This is a genomic window from Devosia sp. LjRoot3, assembly GCF_964252865.1.
GTDB lineage: Bacteria > Pseudomonadota > Alphaproteobacteria > Rhizobiales > Devosiaceae > Devosia.
The window spans coordinates 408375-424652 of sequence record NZ_CAXUPK020000002.1 but is presented as its reverse complement, the minus strand read 5'-3'; the positions used below and the strand labels follow the sequence as shown (position 1 = coordinate 424652).

Here is a 16278-nt window from a genome sequence, read left to right as displayed (position 1 = left end):
GGCGGCTGCCAGCCCTCGCTGTTCTCAAACAGTTGTCTGAGGTATCAACAACTCGAACAGGGCCGAATGATCCCTGTCTCCCAAGCCCTCCGCCAGCGCCTGCTGCATGATCTGCAGCAGGTTCGATGCATGCGGTAAGGAGAGGTCGAGGGTTTTCGCCGCTTCCGTGGCAAGGCCGATGTCTTTCAGGTGCAGGCGAATGCGGAAGCCTGGGTCGAAGGTGCCTTTGATCATGCGCTCGCCATGCACTTCGAGAATGCGCGAGGAGGCGAAGCCGCCCATCAGGGCGCTGCGGACCTTGGCGGGATCGGCGCCAGCCGCCTGAGCGAAGGCGAGGCCTTCGGCGACGGCCTCGATGGTCAGGCCGACGATGATCTGATTGGCGACCTTTGCAACCTGGCCATCACCGACTTCGCCAATACGGTTGATGTTCTTGCCCATGAGTTCGAAGAGCGGCTTGGCGCGGGCGAAGTCCGCTTCGGAGCCGCCGACCATGATGGTGAGCGTAGCCGCCTTGGCGCCGACTTCGCCGCCGGAGACTGGGGCGTCGAGGTATCCGACGCCCTTTTCGGCGATGCGTTTCGCAAATTCACGCGTGGCCACAGGAGAGATGGAGCTCATGTCGATGACGAGCTTACCGGAGGAGAGGCCCTCTGCTACGCCCGCTTCGCTGAAGAGCGCATTTTCGACGTCAGGGGTGTCGGGGACCATCAGGATGACAATGTCAGCGGCCTCGGCGACGGCTTTGGCGCTGTCGAGCGCCTTGCCGCCGGCTTCGACCAGATGCTGTGAGACATCCTTTACCCGGTGCAGGAAGACTTCGTGGCCGGCTGCGATGAGATGGCCGGCCATGGGACGGCCCATGACGCCGAGGCCAATGAAACCGATCTTCATGCCTGCGTCCTCCAAGGTTCGAACCAGCCGAGTCCGGCGCTGGTGCCTGCCTTTGGCTTGTATTCGGCGCCGACCCAGCCGGAGTAGCCAGACTCATCCAGTGCCTTGAAGATATTGGGATAGTTGACTTCGCCCGTGCCCGGCTCGTGGCGGCCGGGATTGTCGGCGATCTGCACATGGGCGATGCGCGACTGCAGGCGCAGGAAGGCAGGGATCAGGTCCCCCTGCACCACCTGCATGTGGTAGAAATCATACTGCAGGTAGAGGTTTTCGTGCTTCACCGCCGCGGCGATGCGCTCGTAGTCGTCGGTAGAGTTGATCAGGAAACCGGGGATGTCGCGGGTATTGATCGGCTCGACGAGGAGCTTGATGCCGGCATCGGCAAAGCGCGGCGCGGCGTAGCGCAGGTTGTCGATCAGAACCAATTCGAGGGCCGAGCGATCGTAGCCTTCCGGGGCAATGCCGGCGAGGCAATTGACCTGGCAGCAACCGGTTGCCTTCGCATATTCTATGGCTTTCTCAATGCCTTGACGAAACTCGACGATCCGGTCGGGATGACAGGCAATGCCGCGCTCGCCCGCGGCCCAATTGCCGGCCGGCAGGTTGAACAGCGCTTGGGTGAGGCCGTGCTGGTCGAGCAGAGCCTTCAGTGCGGACGGCTCCTGATCATAGGCGCCGACATATTCGACAGCCTTGAAGCCATCGGCAGCGGCGGCAGCGAACCGTTCCATGAAAGGCAGTTCGGGATAGAGCATTGAAAGATTGGCGGAAAAGCGCGGCACGGGTCAGGCTCCCTTGAGCGGGCCGGGATAGGCGATGAAATCGCCACCACGGGCAGCTTTGAGATAATTCAGCGCGTGGACCTGGCCAACCATTTCCAGCTCTTCGCGATAGACCGGATCATGCCAGCCTTCGATATCGATGGAGCCGGACCAGCCGGCAAGGCGCAGTTCGGAAATGACGTCGAACCAGTTGGTATCGCCAAAGCCGGGCGTACGCATCCACACCGCCTTTTCCTTGCCGCCATAGCCCTGGGACTTGATGACATCCCAGCGAATGGTCGCGTCCTTGCCGTGGACGTGGAAGAACTTGTGAGCCCATTTGCGGATTTGCGGAATGGGATCAATGAGATAGACCATCTGGTGGCAAGGCTCCCATTCAAGCCCGAGATTGTCTTCCGGCACCTCGTTGAACATCATTTCCCAGGCGTCGGGATTGTGAGCGATGTTCCAGTCGCCGGTTTCCCAATTGCCGCGCATGGAGCAGTTTTCGAAGGCGATCTTTACGCCCTTGTCGGCAGCGCGCTTTGACAGTTCGGACCAGATTTTCTTGAACTGCGGCAGGCTTTCGGGGAGCGGGCGATTGCGGATGCGACCGGTAAAGCCGGCGACGCAGGTGGCGCCAAAGTGGTGGGCATTGTCGATCAGCGCTTCCCAGCCGCGCAGGGTCTCGATGTCTTTCGGCTGTTCTTCCAAGGGGTTACCGAACATGCCGAGGGTCGACATGGTGACATCGCGGTCCCCGATGACGTCCTTGAGGCGCTTGGCGAGTTCGGGGAGGTCCTTGTTCACCGTCTGCCAGAAATAGGGCTCGATGCTTTCAAAGCCGTGCGGCAGGATTTTTTCGAGATAGCCGACCGGATCGGGCTCGTGGCCGCGGATCATGGTGCCGATGCGGATGGCTTTTGGGTCAATGGCCATAAGTACTTCCCCTAAATGATGATTTCGACGCGACGGCCCGATGTGGAGCTGTCGATGGCTCCGAGGACCATGGCGAGGCTTTTGATGTTTTCACGGCTGACGGTTTCGGGCGTGGGCCCGCCGCGGGTGGCCATCAGAAAATCGGTGATGACGCCGAGGTGGCCGCCGATGCGGTCGGCGGGATCGAGCGCTGGAATTTCAAGGACTTGCGTGTCGGGAAGGAGTTTTCCGGCGACATGGGGCTGCGCGCGCTCGGCGCGGATGTCGTCGGCGCCGTCCCAGAGGATGGAGCCTTCGGTGCCGGTGATGCGCCAGGTGCTTTCCCAAGAGGTACGGAAGCCCGGAGCCGCCCAGGAGCCGCGGTAAGTCATTACGGCGCCTTGCGAAAAACGGAAGCTGGCAAAGGCCGAGGCATCGCGCTCGTACCACGAGCCTGCAGGATTCCACTCTTCGGCATAGACCGAGGTGGCGGCATCGTCGATGACGAAACGGGCGGCGTCGAAAGTGTGGACGGCCAAGTCCAGAAGGAGGACGTGGGGCATCTGCTCGCGGAAGCCGCCGAAGTGAGGATCGAGGAAGAAATCGCAGTGGACGCCGGTGATTTCGCCGATGGCGCCGGAAGCGACGAGGCGCCGGAGGCGCCGGAGCTGGGCGAGGTAGCGGCGGTTCTGGATGACGACGTGGAGACGACTGGCGGCCTCGGCACGGGCGACCAAATCGCGAGCCTGATCAAGGGTTTCGGCCATGGGCTTTTCGGAGAGCACATGGGCGCCGGCGCTCAGGGCGGTCGAAACGATGCTGTGACGAACGGCGGGGATGGCGACGTCGAAGACGATCTCGGGCGTCAGTTTGGCGAGCATGGATTTGAGATCGGTGCCGATCTCGGGATTGATATTCTGCTCGGTGGCGCGGGCTTCGGCATTGGCGGGATTGATGTCGACGATGCCGACGATATCGACGCCGCCCACGGTTTTGACGGCTTCGAGCCACTTACGACTCATGGCGCCGGCGCCGGTCAACACGGCACGCTGATTGGTGGTCATTTGGCTAGCAGACTGTTCACGTTGAGAGGGCGGAGAGGCGGGTGCGATGAAGCATGCGCTTGTTTCTGGGATCGGGATTGGGAACCGCCGAAATCAAGGCGCGGGTGTAGTCGGCATCGGGGGCGGTGCAGATCTTTTCGGCGGGGCCGACTTCGACCAGTTTGCCGCGATGCATGACGGCGACGCGATCGCAGAAATAGCGAACAACGGAGATGTCGTGGGAGATGAAGATGAAGGAGAGATCGAGGCGGCTCTGAATTTCGAGCAGCAGGTCGAGGATCTGGCTGCGGATGGAAACATCGAGCGCGGAGGTCGCTTCATCGGCGATGATGATGCGCGGGTCGAGCGCCAGGGCCCGGGCGATGCCGATGCGCTGGCGCTGGCCGCCGGAGAAGGCGTGGGGGTAGCGCTCCATGACGTCGGGCGAGAGACCGACGAGGCGGAGAAGTTCGGCAACTTTCTCCTCGATCTGCTTTGCCGAAAGTTTGCCTTCGACGACCAGGGGATCGCCGATGATCTGGCGGATGGTCATGCGCGGATTGAGCGACGCGAACGGGTCCTGGAAGATCAGGCGGACGTCGGCGTGGAATTTTCGTAGGTCCGCCTTGGAGAGGGCGGTGACATCGATCTCCTTGCCGTCTTTTTGACGATAGAGAACCTGCCCCGCGGTTGGCTCGACGGTGCGGAGGATGAGGCGGCCTAGGGTGGTCTTGCCTGAGCCGGACTCGCCGACGACGCCGAGGTTTTCGCCGGCGTGGAGGACGAGGCTGACATCGTCTACGGCCTTGAGGGCAAACTTCTTGGTGCCCAGAAAACCCTTGGCGCCGCCATAGACTTTAGTGAGCCCCTTTAGCGTCAGGATCGGCTGCGGCGTGACCACGGCCTCGGCGCGGGCGTCGGCGGGTTGCTCGAGTTTCAGCGTCGAGGCGAGGAGGCGTTGGGTGTAGGCGTGTTGAGGCGCATGGAAGATTTCGTCGACAGTGCCGGTTTCGACGATGCGGCCAAAACGCATGACGGCAACATCATCGGCGACTTCGGCAACCACGCCCATATCGTGGGTGATGAGCAGCATGGCCATGCCGCGTTCGGTCTGGAGGCGTTTGATGAGGTCGAGGATTTCGGCCTGCGTCGTCACGTCGAGCGCCGTGGTTGGTTCGTCGGCGATGAGGATGTCGGGATTGCAGGCCAGCGCCATGGCGATCATGGCGCGCTGGCGCATGCCGCCGGAGAATTCGAACGTGTAGCGATCGGCCATTTCGGCGGGGTTGGGGATTTCAACCTGGCCGAGCAGCTCGACGGTGCGGGCACGGGCGGCGCGTTTGTCGAGCTTTGAGTGGAGACGCACGACTTCGTCGATCTGGCTGCCGATGGTGTGGACCGGCGAGAGCGAGGACATCGGCTCCTGAAAGATGAGGCCGATGCGGGCGCCGCGGACGGCGCGAACTTCGGCACTGTTCGAGGCGAGCTGGGCGAGGTCGGTCTCGTTACCCTCGGTGCGAAGGATGATCCGCCCACCCACCATGACGCCGGGCTTGTCGACGATGCGCATGAGCGAGCGGGCAGTGACGGATTTGCCGGAGCCGCTCTCGCCGACGAGGGCGAGGGTGCGGCCGCGGTGCAACTCAAAGCTCACATCGCGAACGGCGTGAAGAATGTGGGTGCGAAGGTGAAAATCGAGGGAGAGATTTTCGACGCTGAGGACGGGCTTTTCCATATTTGTCTCCTCAGGTCTCGTAGGGGTCGGCGGCATCGCGGAGGCCATCGCCGAAGAAGTTGAAGGAGAGAACGGCGATCACGACAGCCAAGCTCGGCCAGATGAGGAGCCAGGGCGCGGTCGAGATGGAGCGGATGTTCTGCGCGTCCTGCAGCAGCACGCCCCAGGAAACGACCGGCGCCTTGAGGCCGACGCCGAGGAAGGAGAGCGAGGTTTCAGCGATGATCATCGAGGGGACCGCAAGGGTCGTCACGGCGAGGATGTGGCTCGTGAGCGAGGGCAGGATATGGCGGAAGATGACGCGGCGCTCGGAGGAGCCGTCGAGCTTGGCGGCGGTGACAAAATCCTCGTTGCGGAGGGAGAAGAAGCGGCCGCGGACTTCACGGGCCAGACCCGTCCAGCCGAGGAGCGAGACGATTATGGTGATGACGAAATAGACGTGGATTGGCGACCATGTGAGCGGGATGGCGGCGGCGAGGCCGAGCCAGAGCGGAATGGTGGGCATGGCGCTAACGACTTCGATGACGCGCTGGATGATCGTATCCACCCAACCACCGAAATAGCCGGAAATGGAGCCGAGGACGACGCCGAGAAACAGCGACATGCAGACGCCGATGAGGCCGATCGACATGGAAATGCGGGTGCCGTAGATCAGCCGGCTGAGGAGATCGCGGCCAAGGCGATCGGCGCCGAGCAGGTACATGGTCTGGCTTGGGTCGAGCGGACCGATGAGGTGGCGGTTGCTCTCGAAGAGGTTCCAGAACTTGTAGGTGGGGCCCTCAACGAAGAGGCCGACGGGGATCACCACGGTGTCGTCGACGACGAAGGTGCGGCGGAGCGCGGCCTTATCGATCTCGACCTTGTAGCCCTTTACGTGCAGTTGGAATTCGCCGCTTGGGGTGAAGAGGCCGAGGGATTGGGGCGGCGCGTAAGTGTATTGCGCGCGGCTGGTATCGGGCAGGCCGGGCGCCAGAAATTCGGCGAAGGCGCCGATGAGATAGAGGACCAAAATAACGCCGCCGCAGAAGAGGGCGACTTTCTGGTTGAGGAATTTGCGCCAGATGAGGGTCCACTGACCGGCGGCGGCATCGGAGATCGGGTCCATGCCGGGCTTGAGGCCGGAAATGGCGGGGCCGTCTTCAGCAAGTTTGGCATCGAGGGCGGGCGTTACAGTCATCGCATCACCTCAGTTATATCGGATGCGCGGATCGAGCAGCGCGAGCAGGATGTCGGAAATGAGCATCCCCACCAGGGTCAGCACGCTCAAAAGCAGGATGAAGCTGCCGGCGAGATACATGTCCTGCGCGACGAGCGCCCGGAGGAGCAGCGGGCCGGCCGTGGGCAGATTGAGCACGATGGCAGTGATGGTGACGCCGGAAACGAGTTCGGGCAGCACCCAGCCGATAGCCGAGACGAAGGGATTGAGCGCAATCCGCACCGGGTATTTCACGATGACCTTGTATTCCGGCAGGCCCTTGGCGCGGGCTGTCGTCACATAGGGCTTTGAGAGCTCGTCGGTGAGATTGGCGCGGAGGATGCGGATCATGGCCGCGGTGCCGGACATGCCGATGACGAGGATGGGAATCCAGAGGTGGAGAATGAGGTCCCAGAGCTTTGCAGGGCTCCAGGGCGCATCGACATATTCGGGCGAGAAGAGACCGCCGACCGACTGGCCGAAGACGCGGAAGGACACGTACATCAGCGTCAGGGCCAGGATGAAGTTTGGCACCGCAAGGCCGATGAAGCCGAAGAAAGTGAAGACGTGGTCGCCGATGGAATTGCGGCGCACGGCGGAATAGATGCCGATGGGCAGGGAGACGGCCCAGACGAGGATGAGCGCGGCAAAGGAAATGGCGAGGGTCGAGCCCATGCGCGACCAGATGACCTCGGAAACCGGCTGGTTCCACTCGAAGGAAAAGCCGAAATCGCCGCGGGTGATTATGCCCAGCATCCACTTGCCGTATTGAATCCAGATGGGTTGATCCAAGCCGTATTGGGACCGCAGGCGCTCGACGGTCGCGGGATCGATGGGCGAACCGCCATCGGCGAGCGTCGAGAGCAGCGAGGTCAGATAATCGCCGGGCGGCAACTGGATGATGGCGAACGAAATGATCGACATGCCGATCAGCGTCGGGATCATGTAGACCAGTCGCTTCAAGATATAGTTCAGCATTGCCGCTCCTCTTTCGGCTTTGCGGGGTGGCTCGGCGGGGTTGCCGTCGGGCCGGTGGTCTGTTGGCTCCCCCCTACCCCCACCTAGCCTCCCCCTGCGAGGGGGAGGGATGGCGGCGGTGATGGGGATGACATCAAGGCTTGCTCGATGCGCCCCTCCCCCTCTTAGGGGGAGGTTGGGTGGGGGTTACTCCCAGGCGAGATGGACCACCTCCATGGTCTCGATCTCTGTGATGTCGACCGTTGCACGCTCGCCCGAGATTCGGAATGGGACGTCCTTGCCGGCGACCAGGAGACTGGCCGATTTCACCTTTTTGCCCTTGGGAATTTCGAGCGTCGCTGTGAGCGGACCGACGGGCCAGGTGTCGCGCAGGGGCCCCTTCATCATCATGGGATTGGTGAGATTGAGAAGGCACAGCGCCCTGCCCTTTTCGTCTTCGTGCACGCCCACATCGAAGACGCCACGGCCGGTGATTTCGACCTCGGGGGTCTTGCCGAGGGCCCATTTGACGGCGTTGGCGATCAGGCGCCCCTGGTCTTCGGCCATGTAGGTCCAGAAAACTTCGCCGATATTCCAGGGAATATAGACGACGCGGCCGCCGGCTTCGGTGGTGCGGGCCGAGACGCCGACGCCCTGGGGCGGCAGGCGGGGATAGACCTCTTCCATCGGCAGGTCGGGGAAATCCGGGACTTTCAGGAAGGGCTGCTCCAGCGTGGTGGTCGGCTCGACGGCGACGTCTTCGGTGCCACCGATGATGCGCTGGGCGCTGCCGAAACCGGCATTGATCGGATGGGTGCCGTTGATGGAGACGTAGGAATTGCGGACGCCGGCACGCGGGGCCGATTTCATCGTGACGCCGAAGACGTCGGCGAGGCCGAAGTCGGATCGGGCAGCGCCCTTTTCGTCGTAGAGCGAGGTCTGGTGCGCCGCGACGACGGAACCGCCTTCGGTGACGAAATCGCGAAGAGCCTGGCACTGGGCGTCGGAGAGATAGGTGGCGTTGGCGAGGATGACGAGCTTGTAGCGGCGCAGCTCCTCGATGGTCATGATCTGGTCGGAGAGGAACTCGAAGGGCAAGCGGGCTTCGACGAGGGCGTGGTAAAAGCCCATGTCGTTGAGTTCCGCGAGGTGCCGCTTGTCGGGGTCCCAATGGCGGAGGGTCGTTGCCGGATCGATGATCGCGATCTCGGCCTTGGGCAGCATGGAGCCGATGACGGGCTCGACCTTGGCGTGCAGGTTGAACGCATTGGCCGTGGGCTGGACCCAGCGGTCATCCGGGATGCAGGCGTTGAACTTGGTGAACCAGGGGAAGAGGCCCTGCGTGATGCCGGCGTGGATCCACTGTTCGATTTCGGGGCCGGTCTGCACCGAATCCTTCCAGCGCGGGATTTCCTCTGGTCCGATTGAGGTAATGAGCCCCACTGGCCGGTCGCGAAAAGTGGCGCGGATGCGCTTGCCATTGCGGCCGGCCGACCAGGCGGGCTCGACATTGCGGCGGCCCTGATGATCGACGAACAGAATGGGGCAATGCTTCTTGATGACCGAGAGGTCGAATTCCATGAGCGAGGAACCGCTCATATTGGGAATGAATGAGGCGTGGGGCTTCACCTTTTTGACCTCGGTGTCCCAATGGGCGACGAGCTTCGTCAGGGTGGTGCGGCGCCAGGCGGCCCAGGCCTGCCAGACAGGGTCGGAGGCAGTGCTGGTTTCGGGGAGTTCGAAGCCGCTGGCGGCTCTAAAGTTGTCCTCGCAGGCCTTGCAGTAGCAGACGCCATGGCCCTGCCAGCGATTACCGAAGAGCGCGTCGATATCGTATTTTTCGGCGATCTCGACGATGACCTTGGTCATGAAATCGAAATTGTAACTCGAATAGGCGCAGGTGACGTAGATGCCGGGCATGGCCCAGTGTTCGCGCGGCTGGCGGTCGACGGTCAGCGACACCCATTCGGGGTGCGCTTCGGCGGCGTCGGCATGGATGGCGTGCGGATCGACGCGGGCCATGACGTGCATGTCGAGTTTGCGCGCTTCGGCGACGAGCGTGCCGAAGGGGTCGGTGTCGCCGATGAACTTTGACACATAGTGGAGCGGGATTTCGCTCGGATAGTAGGCGATGTAGCCGCCGGCCGAGAGGCAGATGGCATTGGACTTGGTGCGCTTGAACACGTCGACCCAGAAGGCGGGGTCGTAGCGCTGCGGGTCGTCCTCGACGAAAGTGAGCTGGGTCCAGCGCGTGGCGGTCTTGTACCAGTCAGGCGTGCGCAGACTGGACGTGGCTGGGCTGTCTTCGATTTTTAGCATCGGACGATCCGGTGTTTTGAAAGAGGAGTGCACCGGCGGCGGTCAACCGCCGGTGCCGAGCTGACGTTGGGAGGGGTCAGCTAATGTAATATTGCTCGGGATTGGTCGGCGCAGGCGTCGGATAGCCCCAGGAATTGGGCATGACGGGCTGCACGTTCTTGAGGCGATTGGCGAGAATGCCATAGCCATCGAGCGGCAGGGTGATGCCGAAGACGTAGAACTCGTCGGCCGCGATCTGCAGGATTTCGGCCATCAGCTCGTTCTGTTTGGCCGGGTCGCTCGACTGGCGCAACTCGTTGTAAGCCTCGAACTGGCGCTTGGTGGCTTCCGGCGGCTCGACGGCGTCGACGGAATTCTTGTCGTTGTACCAGATCTGCCAGCCCTTGGCGTACATGGCCTCGGTGGTGTTGGGGAAGAAGTAGCGCGGATCGAGAATGGCGACGATGCCGCCATTGCCGCCGAACTTGTGCACCGTGGCATCATATTCGCCACCCTGACGAACGCGGACTTCCCAGAGTGAACGATCCATGGTGCGCATCTGCGCGTCGATGCCGACGGCGCGGAGCATGGGCAGGACGAGCTGGAAGCTGTCGACGAAGGTCTGGCGAACCTGATCGATCTCGAAAATGATCGAGACGCGCTGGCCGTTTTCGTAGAGGCGAATGCCCTCGCCATCCTTGTTGGGGATGATGGTGTCGAGCAGTTCATTGGCCTTGGCGGTGTCATAGGCGGTGAACTGGGTGGCGAGCTGCTCGTTGTAGAGCGGGTCTTCGGGACGAACGGCAGGCTGAGCCGGAGCGCCCTGGCCGATGAAGATGGTGTCAATGACGGCCTGGCGGTCGATCGAATGGCTGAGGGCCGCGCGGAAATCCTTGTTCTGGTAAAGGGCGCGCTTGATCGGATCGGGATGGGTCAGGTTGAGCTGGAACACCATCTCGTTCGGCTCGGTCGAGGTGGTGGTGTAGAACCCGTACTGACCGGTTTCCTGCCCGTCATAGAGCACGGCGCGATTGGCCGGGGTGCAGATCCACTGGTCGAGAAGGTCGATCTCGCCCTGCAGGGCTTTGAGCAACAGCACTTCGTTGTCGGCCGCCACGGCGTAGCTGATGCGGTCGATATAGGGGAGCTGGTTGCCGTCGGTATCGACCTTGAAATAGTAGGGATTGCGCTCGGAAATGGAGAACTCGGCGGACTCGCCGATGGGCTGGGTGACGGTCCAACCGAAGAGCGTCGGCATGTCCTTGTTCTTGAAGATTTCGCCATCGACGGCGATGCCGCTCTTGATCTGGAAGAGCTGGACCCAGCCGGTCAGGCCCTGATCGGTAGCGAGCTTGTCCGCATCGGGATTGTACTTGATGTGGAACTGCTCGAGATAGTGGCGCGGCGTACGCGTGGTGCGGTCGTCATTGGCCCAGGCGAGGCGCAGCGGCAGGAGGCCATTGGGCTGGTTGAAGACGATGCGGAAGGTCAGCGCGTCGACCTTTTCGAATTTTGCCGTGCTGCCATCGACCGAGCGGAGCGGGGTCGGCGGGGACTGGGCCAGCTCTTCGTTGAGAAGGATGTCTTCGTAGAAGAACATCACGTCGTCAGTGGTGAAGGGGGTGCCATCGGACCACTTGTGGCCCTCGCGCAGCTTGAAGGTGTAGGCCGTGGCGTCTTCGTTGGCCTCAAAGCTTTCGGCCACATTGGGAATGACGCCGCCGAAATCGGGGGTGTAGCGCACCAGCGGCTCATAGCCCTGATAGCGGTGCATCATATTAAGGGAACCGCCCCCGACGAGAGCGGCGCGCAGGTCGCCACCATATTTGCCGACGCTTTCGAACGGCTGCACCACCATGGGGTTGAGCGGCAGGCGTTCGGCCAGCGGCGGAATGGTGCCGGCGGCAACAGCCTCGGCGAGCGCCGGCGCTTCCTTGAGCGGGGCCTGTGCGAAGGCTGGGATGGCCGGCAGCACGAGAGCGGCGCCGGTCGCAGCCAGGAATGTTCTCCGAGAAATATTGGTCATCGATCCCTCCTCAGCTCGGGCGACCTAACGCGTCGCTCTTCAAGCTAACACTAGCCAACCAAGACCTAATTGTTAGGTCAATAGGCATACTGAAATCGTTACAACGAAAATTTTGCGCGGCACATACCATTGTTTTATATGCGCTATTGGCACCACGATAGACAAAACTTGCGCATAAATATTGGCGTGATAGAACCTAACAAAACACGAAGGTGTGCGCTTGAAGAAAATCACGCTGCAAGAGATTGCCGATCAGTTGGGGGTGTCCAAATTCGCCGTGTCGCGCGCGCTGTCCGGCAAGGATGGCGTCAGCGGGGAGACGCGCGAACGGGTGACGGCCAAGGCGCTGGAACTGGGTTATCTGCGCGCGGCCGATGTGGCGGCGATGCGGCCAGCCATCCACATCATCTTCAACGACCATGATCCGGTGAACAGCGAGCTCTGGATGCAGATGCAGAACGGCATCCAGCGCGAGGCGGACAGCTCTGGATACCAGGTGCAGATCCACTGGACGGTCGAACCGGAGCGGGTCGAAAACATCGCCCGGGCGAGCGCCGGCATCGTGCTGGTGGGCCAGCATGACGTAAGGACGCTGGCGGCGCTGAAAGCGGTCGGGCGGCCGGTCGTGCGGTTGGGCTGGGTGCTGCCGCTCGAACAGGTCGACCAGGTGACGGGCGCCGATCACGAGGCAGGCAATGCCATTGGGCAGTACCTGATTGCGCGCGGTCATAAGCGGATCGGCTTCGTGCATGGCAGCCGGGTGCTGCGGGGCCGCATGGAGCGCCTGTTCGGCCTGCGGGAGGCGCTGCTGACATCGGATCAGGCGAGCGTCGTGGAAGTGCAGTTTGGCGAAGAGGGCTTTGCCAATGCCTTCCTCGCGCTCAAGACCGAAGGGGAACTGCCCACGGCGCTGTTCTGCGCGCATGACAGCCTTGGGGTGCACGTGGTGTCCGAGCTGCACCGGATGGGGCTGCGGGTGCCCGACGATATTTCGGTCGTCGGCTATGGCGACTTCGCGGCGGCAACACAGATTTCGCCGCCGCTGACGACAGTGCGCCTGCCGGGTGCCGACATGGGCATTGCCGCATTCCGGCTGTTGCTCGAACGGATGAACAGCAATCGGCACCCGCTGCCGCCGCAGCGACTGATGCTGGTGCCGAACCTGGTGGAGCGCGGCTCCGTAAGGTCGCTGGACTAGTTCAGCGCGTTCTTCACGATCCGGCCATTGGCCATGATGATGGGCATGTGGGCGCCATCGTCCTGCAGTAGCGAAATGTCCGAGAGCGGGTCACCATCGACCACGAGAAGGTCGGCAAAGGCGCCTTCGGCGACGATGCCCACCTGGCCTTCGAGGCGGCAGAGTTTGGCGCCGATGACGGTGGCGGAGCGGATGATTTCTTGCGGGGTAAGGACCTTGGCGAGGAGTTCGAATTCCATGCCGTGATATTTGCGGAGCTGACCGAGAAGGTCGGAACCGAAAGCCATAGGGAGGCCGGCGTCGCGCATGATTTCGAGCGAGCGCAGGCCCCCGCTGCGGACCACCTCGATCTTGGCGAATTCGGTGGCGCCGAGGCCAAGGGCCTCGCCTTCGAGGGCCAGCGCGTCATAGGCGACGAGGGTCGGGACGGCGATGCAGCCCTTTTCGGCGGCCTTTTTGGCGGTGTCGGGCTCGATCAGGTTGCAGTGTTCGAGCGAGTGGACGCCGAGTTCAACGCAGCGAGCGATGGACTTGTCGGTATAGACGTGGGCGGCAACATACATGCCCGCATTTTCGGCCTCTTCGACCATGGCGAGGATTTCGTCGCGCGAGTACTGGATCGAGTGGATCGGGTCATTGGGCGAGGAGACGCCGCCATTGGCCATGACCTTGATGAAGTTGGCGCCTTCCTTGATCATGGTGCGGCAGGCGGCGCGGACATTGTCGACGCCGTCGACGATGAGACCCATGGAGCCGAGGCGGTCGGAGAAGAGGCCCGGCCGATCATCGGTGCGCTGACGCAGGTCGGCATGGCCGCCGGTGGTGGTGAGGCCCTTGCCGCAGATGATGAGGCGGGGACCGGCGATAAGGCCCTCGTTGACCGCGCGGACGAGACCATAGTCGGCACCGCCGAGATCGCGCAGGGTGGTAAAGCCGCGCTGCAGAGCTTCCTCCATCACCCGCGCGGAGCGCAGTGCGGCGAGCGAGGCCGGAGCAATCATATTGGCCCAGAGGTCGAGCGTTTCGGCGACGACATGGACATGGCAATCCACGAGGCCCGGCATGACGGTCTTGCCGGCGAGGTCGATCACTTCAACGCCTTCGGGCCGCGCAAGGCTGGTGCCGATGGCGGCGATGCGCTGGTCGGTGACCAGCACCTCGAGCCCCTGCCGTAGGATACCGGCTTCGGCGTCGAGGACATTGCCGCCGGTGAAGAGAAAGGACGTGGTCATGAAAGCAACTCAGCGGTTGTGACAGGCAACCATCTGGCCACCTTCACGGGCGGTCAGGGCGGGTTCGGTGGTCTTGCAGACTGCGGTGACGAGGGGGCAGCGCGTGTGGAAGGGGCAGCCACTGGGCTTCTTCGTCGCGCTGGGGATGTCGTCATTGGTGGCGCTAAAGCTGTGGCGCTTGCGCGGGTCGCGCGAGGGCGCCGAGCGCATCAGCAGTTCGGTATAGGGATGGCCCGGCTCGGCGAAGATGCGCGTCTTGGGGGCGATCTCGACGATCTTGCCCAGGTACATGACAGCGACGCGATGGGAGATGAATTCGACGACGCCGAGGTCGTGCGAAATCGACAGATAGGACACGCCGAGATCGCGCTGCAGATCGCTGAGGAGATTGAGAATCTGCGCCTGCACCGAGACGTCGAGCGCCGAAACCGGCTCGTCGCAGACGATGACATCGGGATTGAGGGCCAGGGCGCGGGCAATACCGATGCGCTGGCGCTGGCCGCCGGAGAACTGATGGGCAAAATTATCGGCCTGATCGGGGCGAAGACCAACGCGCTCCATGAGTTCGGCGACGCGCGTTTCGCGCTCGGCTGGCGTGCCGACCTTATGGATGTCGAGCGGGGCGCGGATGATGTCCTTTACCCGCTGGCGCGGATTGAGCGAGGAAAACGGGTCCTGAAAGACGATCTGCATGCGGCGGCGATAGCTTTTGAGCGCCGCACGATTGAAGCCGCGGATTTCCTGGCCATCGAACTGCACGCGGCCGCCGGTCGGCTTGACGAGGCCCATGAGGGCAAGGCCGGTTGTCGACTTGCCGCAGCCGCTTTCACCAACGAGGCTGAGGGTTTCGCCGCGCTGTAGCGAGAAGCTGACGCCATCGACGGCCTTTACGGCGCCCACCTGACGCTGGAAAACGCCGGAGCGGATGGGAAAGTGGACTTCGAGATTTTCGACCGAAAGCAATGGGGTGCGATCAGGCTGCATCGTCGTGCTCCCAGCAGGCGGCCCAGTGTCCGGGGCGTTTTTCTTCGAATGGCGGGCGCTCTTCGAGGCACCGCGCCGAGGCATTGGCGCAGCGCGGGGCGAAGGCGCAGCCCTTTGGCAGGTTCCAGAGCGGAGGAACGGTGCCCGGAATATCGGCCAGACGATCGCCGGCCTCGCTCGATGCACCGGCACCGGGAACGGCGCCCATCAGGCCGATCGTGTAGGGGTGGAAGGGGCGATCGAAGAGATCGTAGATGCTCGCTTCCTCGACCTTGCGGCCCGCATACATGACGATGACGCGGTCGGCGACCTCAGAGACCACACCGAGATCGTGGGTGATGAGGATTTGCGCAGTGCCGAGGCGCTTCTGCAGGTCGGAAATCAGGCCGAGAATCTGGGCCTGAATGGTGACGTCGAGCGCCGTGGTCGGTTCGTCGGCGATGATGATTTTCGGATCGCAGGCGAGGGCCAGAGCGATCATGGCGCGCTGGCGCATGCCGCCCGAAAGCTCGTGCGGAAACTGGGTGGCACGGCGCTCCGGGTCGGGCATCTGCACGAGGCGCAGGACGTCGACAGCACGGGCGTCGGCTTCGCGCCGGTTGCACTTGCGGTGCTGGCGCACGGATTCGGCGATCTGCTCGCCGATGCGCAGCACGGGGTTGAGCGCCGAAAGCGGTTCCTGGAAGATCATGGCGATCTTTTCACCACGGAAATCTTCCACCTGCCGCTGGTTCATGGCGAGGAAATCCTGGCCATCTATGAGAACTTTGCCGCCGGCAATGGTGGCTGCATCAGGCAGGAGCCGGAGGAGAGACAGGGCGGTCATGGATTTCCCGCACCCGCTTTCCCCGACAATGCAGAGAGTTTCCCCTGCCCTGACCGAGAAGCTCATGTCGGAGACGACGGCAAAAGCGCCATTGACGCCCCTGATCTCGATGTCGAGATCGGAGACTTGCAGAACCGGGACATGGGTTGCTGTGTTCATTTCGCTCATTGCCGTCGTCTCCAATGCCGGGCTAGTGGGACACGCCCGGCAT

Annotated in this window: 13 protein-coding genes; 1 reads left to right on the top strand and 12 read right to left on the bottom strand. The window is 62.7% G+C overall.

Annotation, left to right across the window (positions count from 1 at the left end):
- Nucleotides 1-24: 24 nt before the first annotated feature.
- The 9 genes from ACSQ2A_RS09140 to ACSQ2A_RS09100 all read right to left on the bottom strand — a co-directional run bounded on the left by ACSQ2A_RS09140 (nucleotide 25) and on the right by ACSQ2A_RS09100 (nucleotide 11827).
- Nucleotides 25-894: a 2-hydroxy-3-oxopropionate reductase gene (locus ACSQ2A_RS09140; RefSeq protein WP_295415450.1), complete on the bottom strand. Its 870-nt coding sequence runs from the start codon at nucleotides 892-894 to the stop codon at nucleotides 25-27.
- Nucleotides 891-1676, bottom strand: a complete 786-nt coding sequence (gene otnI, locus ACSQ2A_RS09135) for a 2-oxo-tetronate isomerase (protein WP_295415451.1) — start codon at nucleotides 1674-1676, stop codon at nucleotides 891-893. The genes ACSQ2A_RS09140 and otnI overlap by 4 nt, the downstream gene beginning before the upstream one ends.
- Before the next feature lie 3 nt (nucleotides 1677-1679).
- Nucleotides 1680-2594, bottom strand: coding sequence for a sugar phosphate isomerase/epimerase family protein (locus ACSQ2A_RS09130; RefSeq protein WP_436071947.1), 915 nt, complete (start codon nucleotides 2592-2594; stop codon nucleotides 1680-1682).
- 11 nt (nucleotides 2595-2605) lie between these two features.
- Nucleotides 2606-3637, bottom strand: a complete 1032-nt coding sequence (locus ACSQ2A_RS09125; protein WP_436071946.1) for a Gfo/Idh/MocA family protein — start codon at nucleotides 3635-3637, stop codon at nucleotides 2606-2608.
- A gap of 16 nt (nucleotides 3638-3653) precedes the next feature.
- Complete coding sequence (locus ACSQ2A_RS09120; protein WP_436071945.1) at nucleotides 3654-5351, bottom strand: ABC transporter ATP-binding protein; 1698 nt, start codon at nucleotides 5349-5351, stop codon at nucleotides 3654-3656.
- Between the two features lie 10 nt (nucleotides 5352-5361).
- Nucleotides 5362-6528 (bottom strand): ABC transporter permease, encoded by a 1167-nt coding sequence (locus tag ACSQ2A_RS09115; protein WP_436071944.1) that lies wholly within the window; start codon nucleotides 6526-6528, stop codon nucleotides 5362-5364.
- A gap of 9 nt (nucleotides 6529-6537) precedes the next feature.
- The gene (locus ACSQ2A_RS09110; RefSeq protein ID WP_436071943.1) at nucleotides 6538-7524 is read right to left on the bottom strand and encodes an ABC transporter permease; all 987 of its coding nucleotides are present in this window, start codon (nucleotides 7522-7524) and stop codon (nucleotides 6538-6540) included.
- Between the two features lie 186 nt (nucleotides 7525-7710).
- Nucleotides 7711-9822: a family 10 glycosylhydrolase gene (locus tag ACSQ2A_RS09105; RefSeq protein WP_436071942.1), complete on the bottom strand. Its 2112-nt coding sequence runs from the start codon at nucleotides 9820-9822 to the stop codon at nucleotides 7711-7713.
- A gap of 76 nt (nucleotides 9823-9898) precedes the next feature.
- A complete protein-coding gene (locus ACSQ2A_RS09100; RefSeq protein ID WP_436071941.1) occupies nucleotides 9899-11827 on the bottom strand; it encodes an ABC transporter substrate-binding protein in 1929 nt (642 codons plus the stop codon).
- Between the two features lie 214 nt (nucleotides 11828-12041).
- On the opposite strand from ACSQ2A_RS09100, the gene ACSQ2A_RS09095 reads away from it, so the two are divergent.
- Entirely contained in the window at nucleotides 12042-13025 is a 984-nt protein-coding gene (locus tag ACSQ2A_RS09095) for a LacI family DNA-binding transcriptional regulator (RefSeq protein ID WP_436071940.1), read from the top strand.
- Here the strand turns inward: ACSQ2A_RS09095 and ACSQ2A_RS09090 are convergent.
- Genes ACSQ2A_RS09090 through ACSQ2A_RS09080 form a run of 3 tightly spaced genes read right to left on the bottom strand, consistent with a single transcriptional unit; the run spans nucleotide 13022 to nucleotide 16235 of the window.
- On the bottom strand, nucleotides 13022-14257 hold the full coding sequence (locus tag ACSQ2A_RS09090) for an amidohydrolase family protein (protein WP_436071939.1): 1236 nt from the start codon (nucleotides 14255-14257) through the stop codon (nucleotides 13022-13024). The genes ACSQ2A_RS09095 and ACSQ2A_RS09090 overlap by 4 nt on opposite strands.
- Before the next feature lie 9 nt (nucleotides 14258-14266).
- Entirely contained in the window at nucleotides 14267-15241 is a 975-nt protein-coding gene (locus ACSQ2A_RS09085; protein ID WP_353923133.1) for an ABC transporter ATP-binding protein, read from the bottom strand.
- On the bottom strand, nucleotides 15231-16235 hold the full coding sequence (locus ACSQ2A_RS09080) for an ABC transporter ATP-binding protein (RefSeq protein ID WP_436071938.1): 1005 nt from the start codon (nucleotides 16233-16235) through the stop codon (nucleotides 15231-15233). The genes ACSQ2A_RS09085 and ACSQ2A_RS09080 overlap by 11 nt, the downstream gene beginning before the upstream one ends.
- Nucleotides 16236-16278 lie beyond the last annotated feature (43 nt).

Coding starts and splice junctions, on each gene's coding strand:
- ACSQ2A_RS09140 (WP_295415450.1), bottom strand. CDS start 894: ATGAAGATCGGTTTCATTGGCCTCGGCGTCATGGGCCGTCCCATGGCC.
- ACSQ2A_RS09130 (WP_436071947.1), bottom strand. CDS start 2,594: ATGGCCATTGACCCAAAAGCCATCCGCATCGGCACCATGATCCGCGGC.
- ACSQ2A_RS09125 (WP_436071946.1), bottom strand. CDS start 3,637: ATGACCACCAATCAGCGTGCCGTGTTGACCGGCGCCGGCGCCATGAGT.
- ACSQ2A_RS09120 (WP_436071945.1), bottom strand. CDS start 5,351: ATGGAAAAGCCCGTCCTCAGCGTCGAAAATCTCTCCCTCGATTTTCAC.
- ACSQ2A_RS09115 (WP_436071944.1), bottom strand. CDS start 6,528: ATGACTGTAACGCCCGCCCTCGATGCCAAACTTGCTGAAGACGGCCCC.
- ACSQ2A_RS09110 (WP_436071943.1), bottom strand. CDS start 7,524: ATGCTGAACTATATCTTGAAGCGACTGGTCTACATGATCCCGACGCTG.
- ACSQ2A_RS09105 (WP_436071942.1), bottom strand. CDS start 9,822: ATGCTAAAAATCGAAGACAGCCCAGCCACGTCCAGTCTGCGCACGCCT.
- ACSQ2A_RS09100 (WP_436071941.1), bottom strand. CDS start 11,827: ATGACCAATATTTCTCGGAGAACATTCCTGGCTGCGACCGGCGCCGCT.
- ACSQ2A_RS09090 (WP_436071939.1), bottom strand. CDS start 14,257: ATGACCACGTCCTTTCTCTTCACCGGCGGCAATGTCCTCGACGCCGAA.
- ACSQ2A_RS09085 (WP_353923133.1), bottom strand. CDS start 15,241: ATGCAGCCTGATCGCACCCCATTGCTTTCGGTCGAAAATCTCGAAGTC.
- ACSQ2A_RS09080 (WP_436071938.1), bottom strand. CDS start 16,235: ATGAGCGAAATGAACACAGCAACCCATGTCCCGGTTCTGCAAGTCTCC.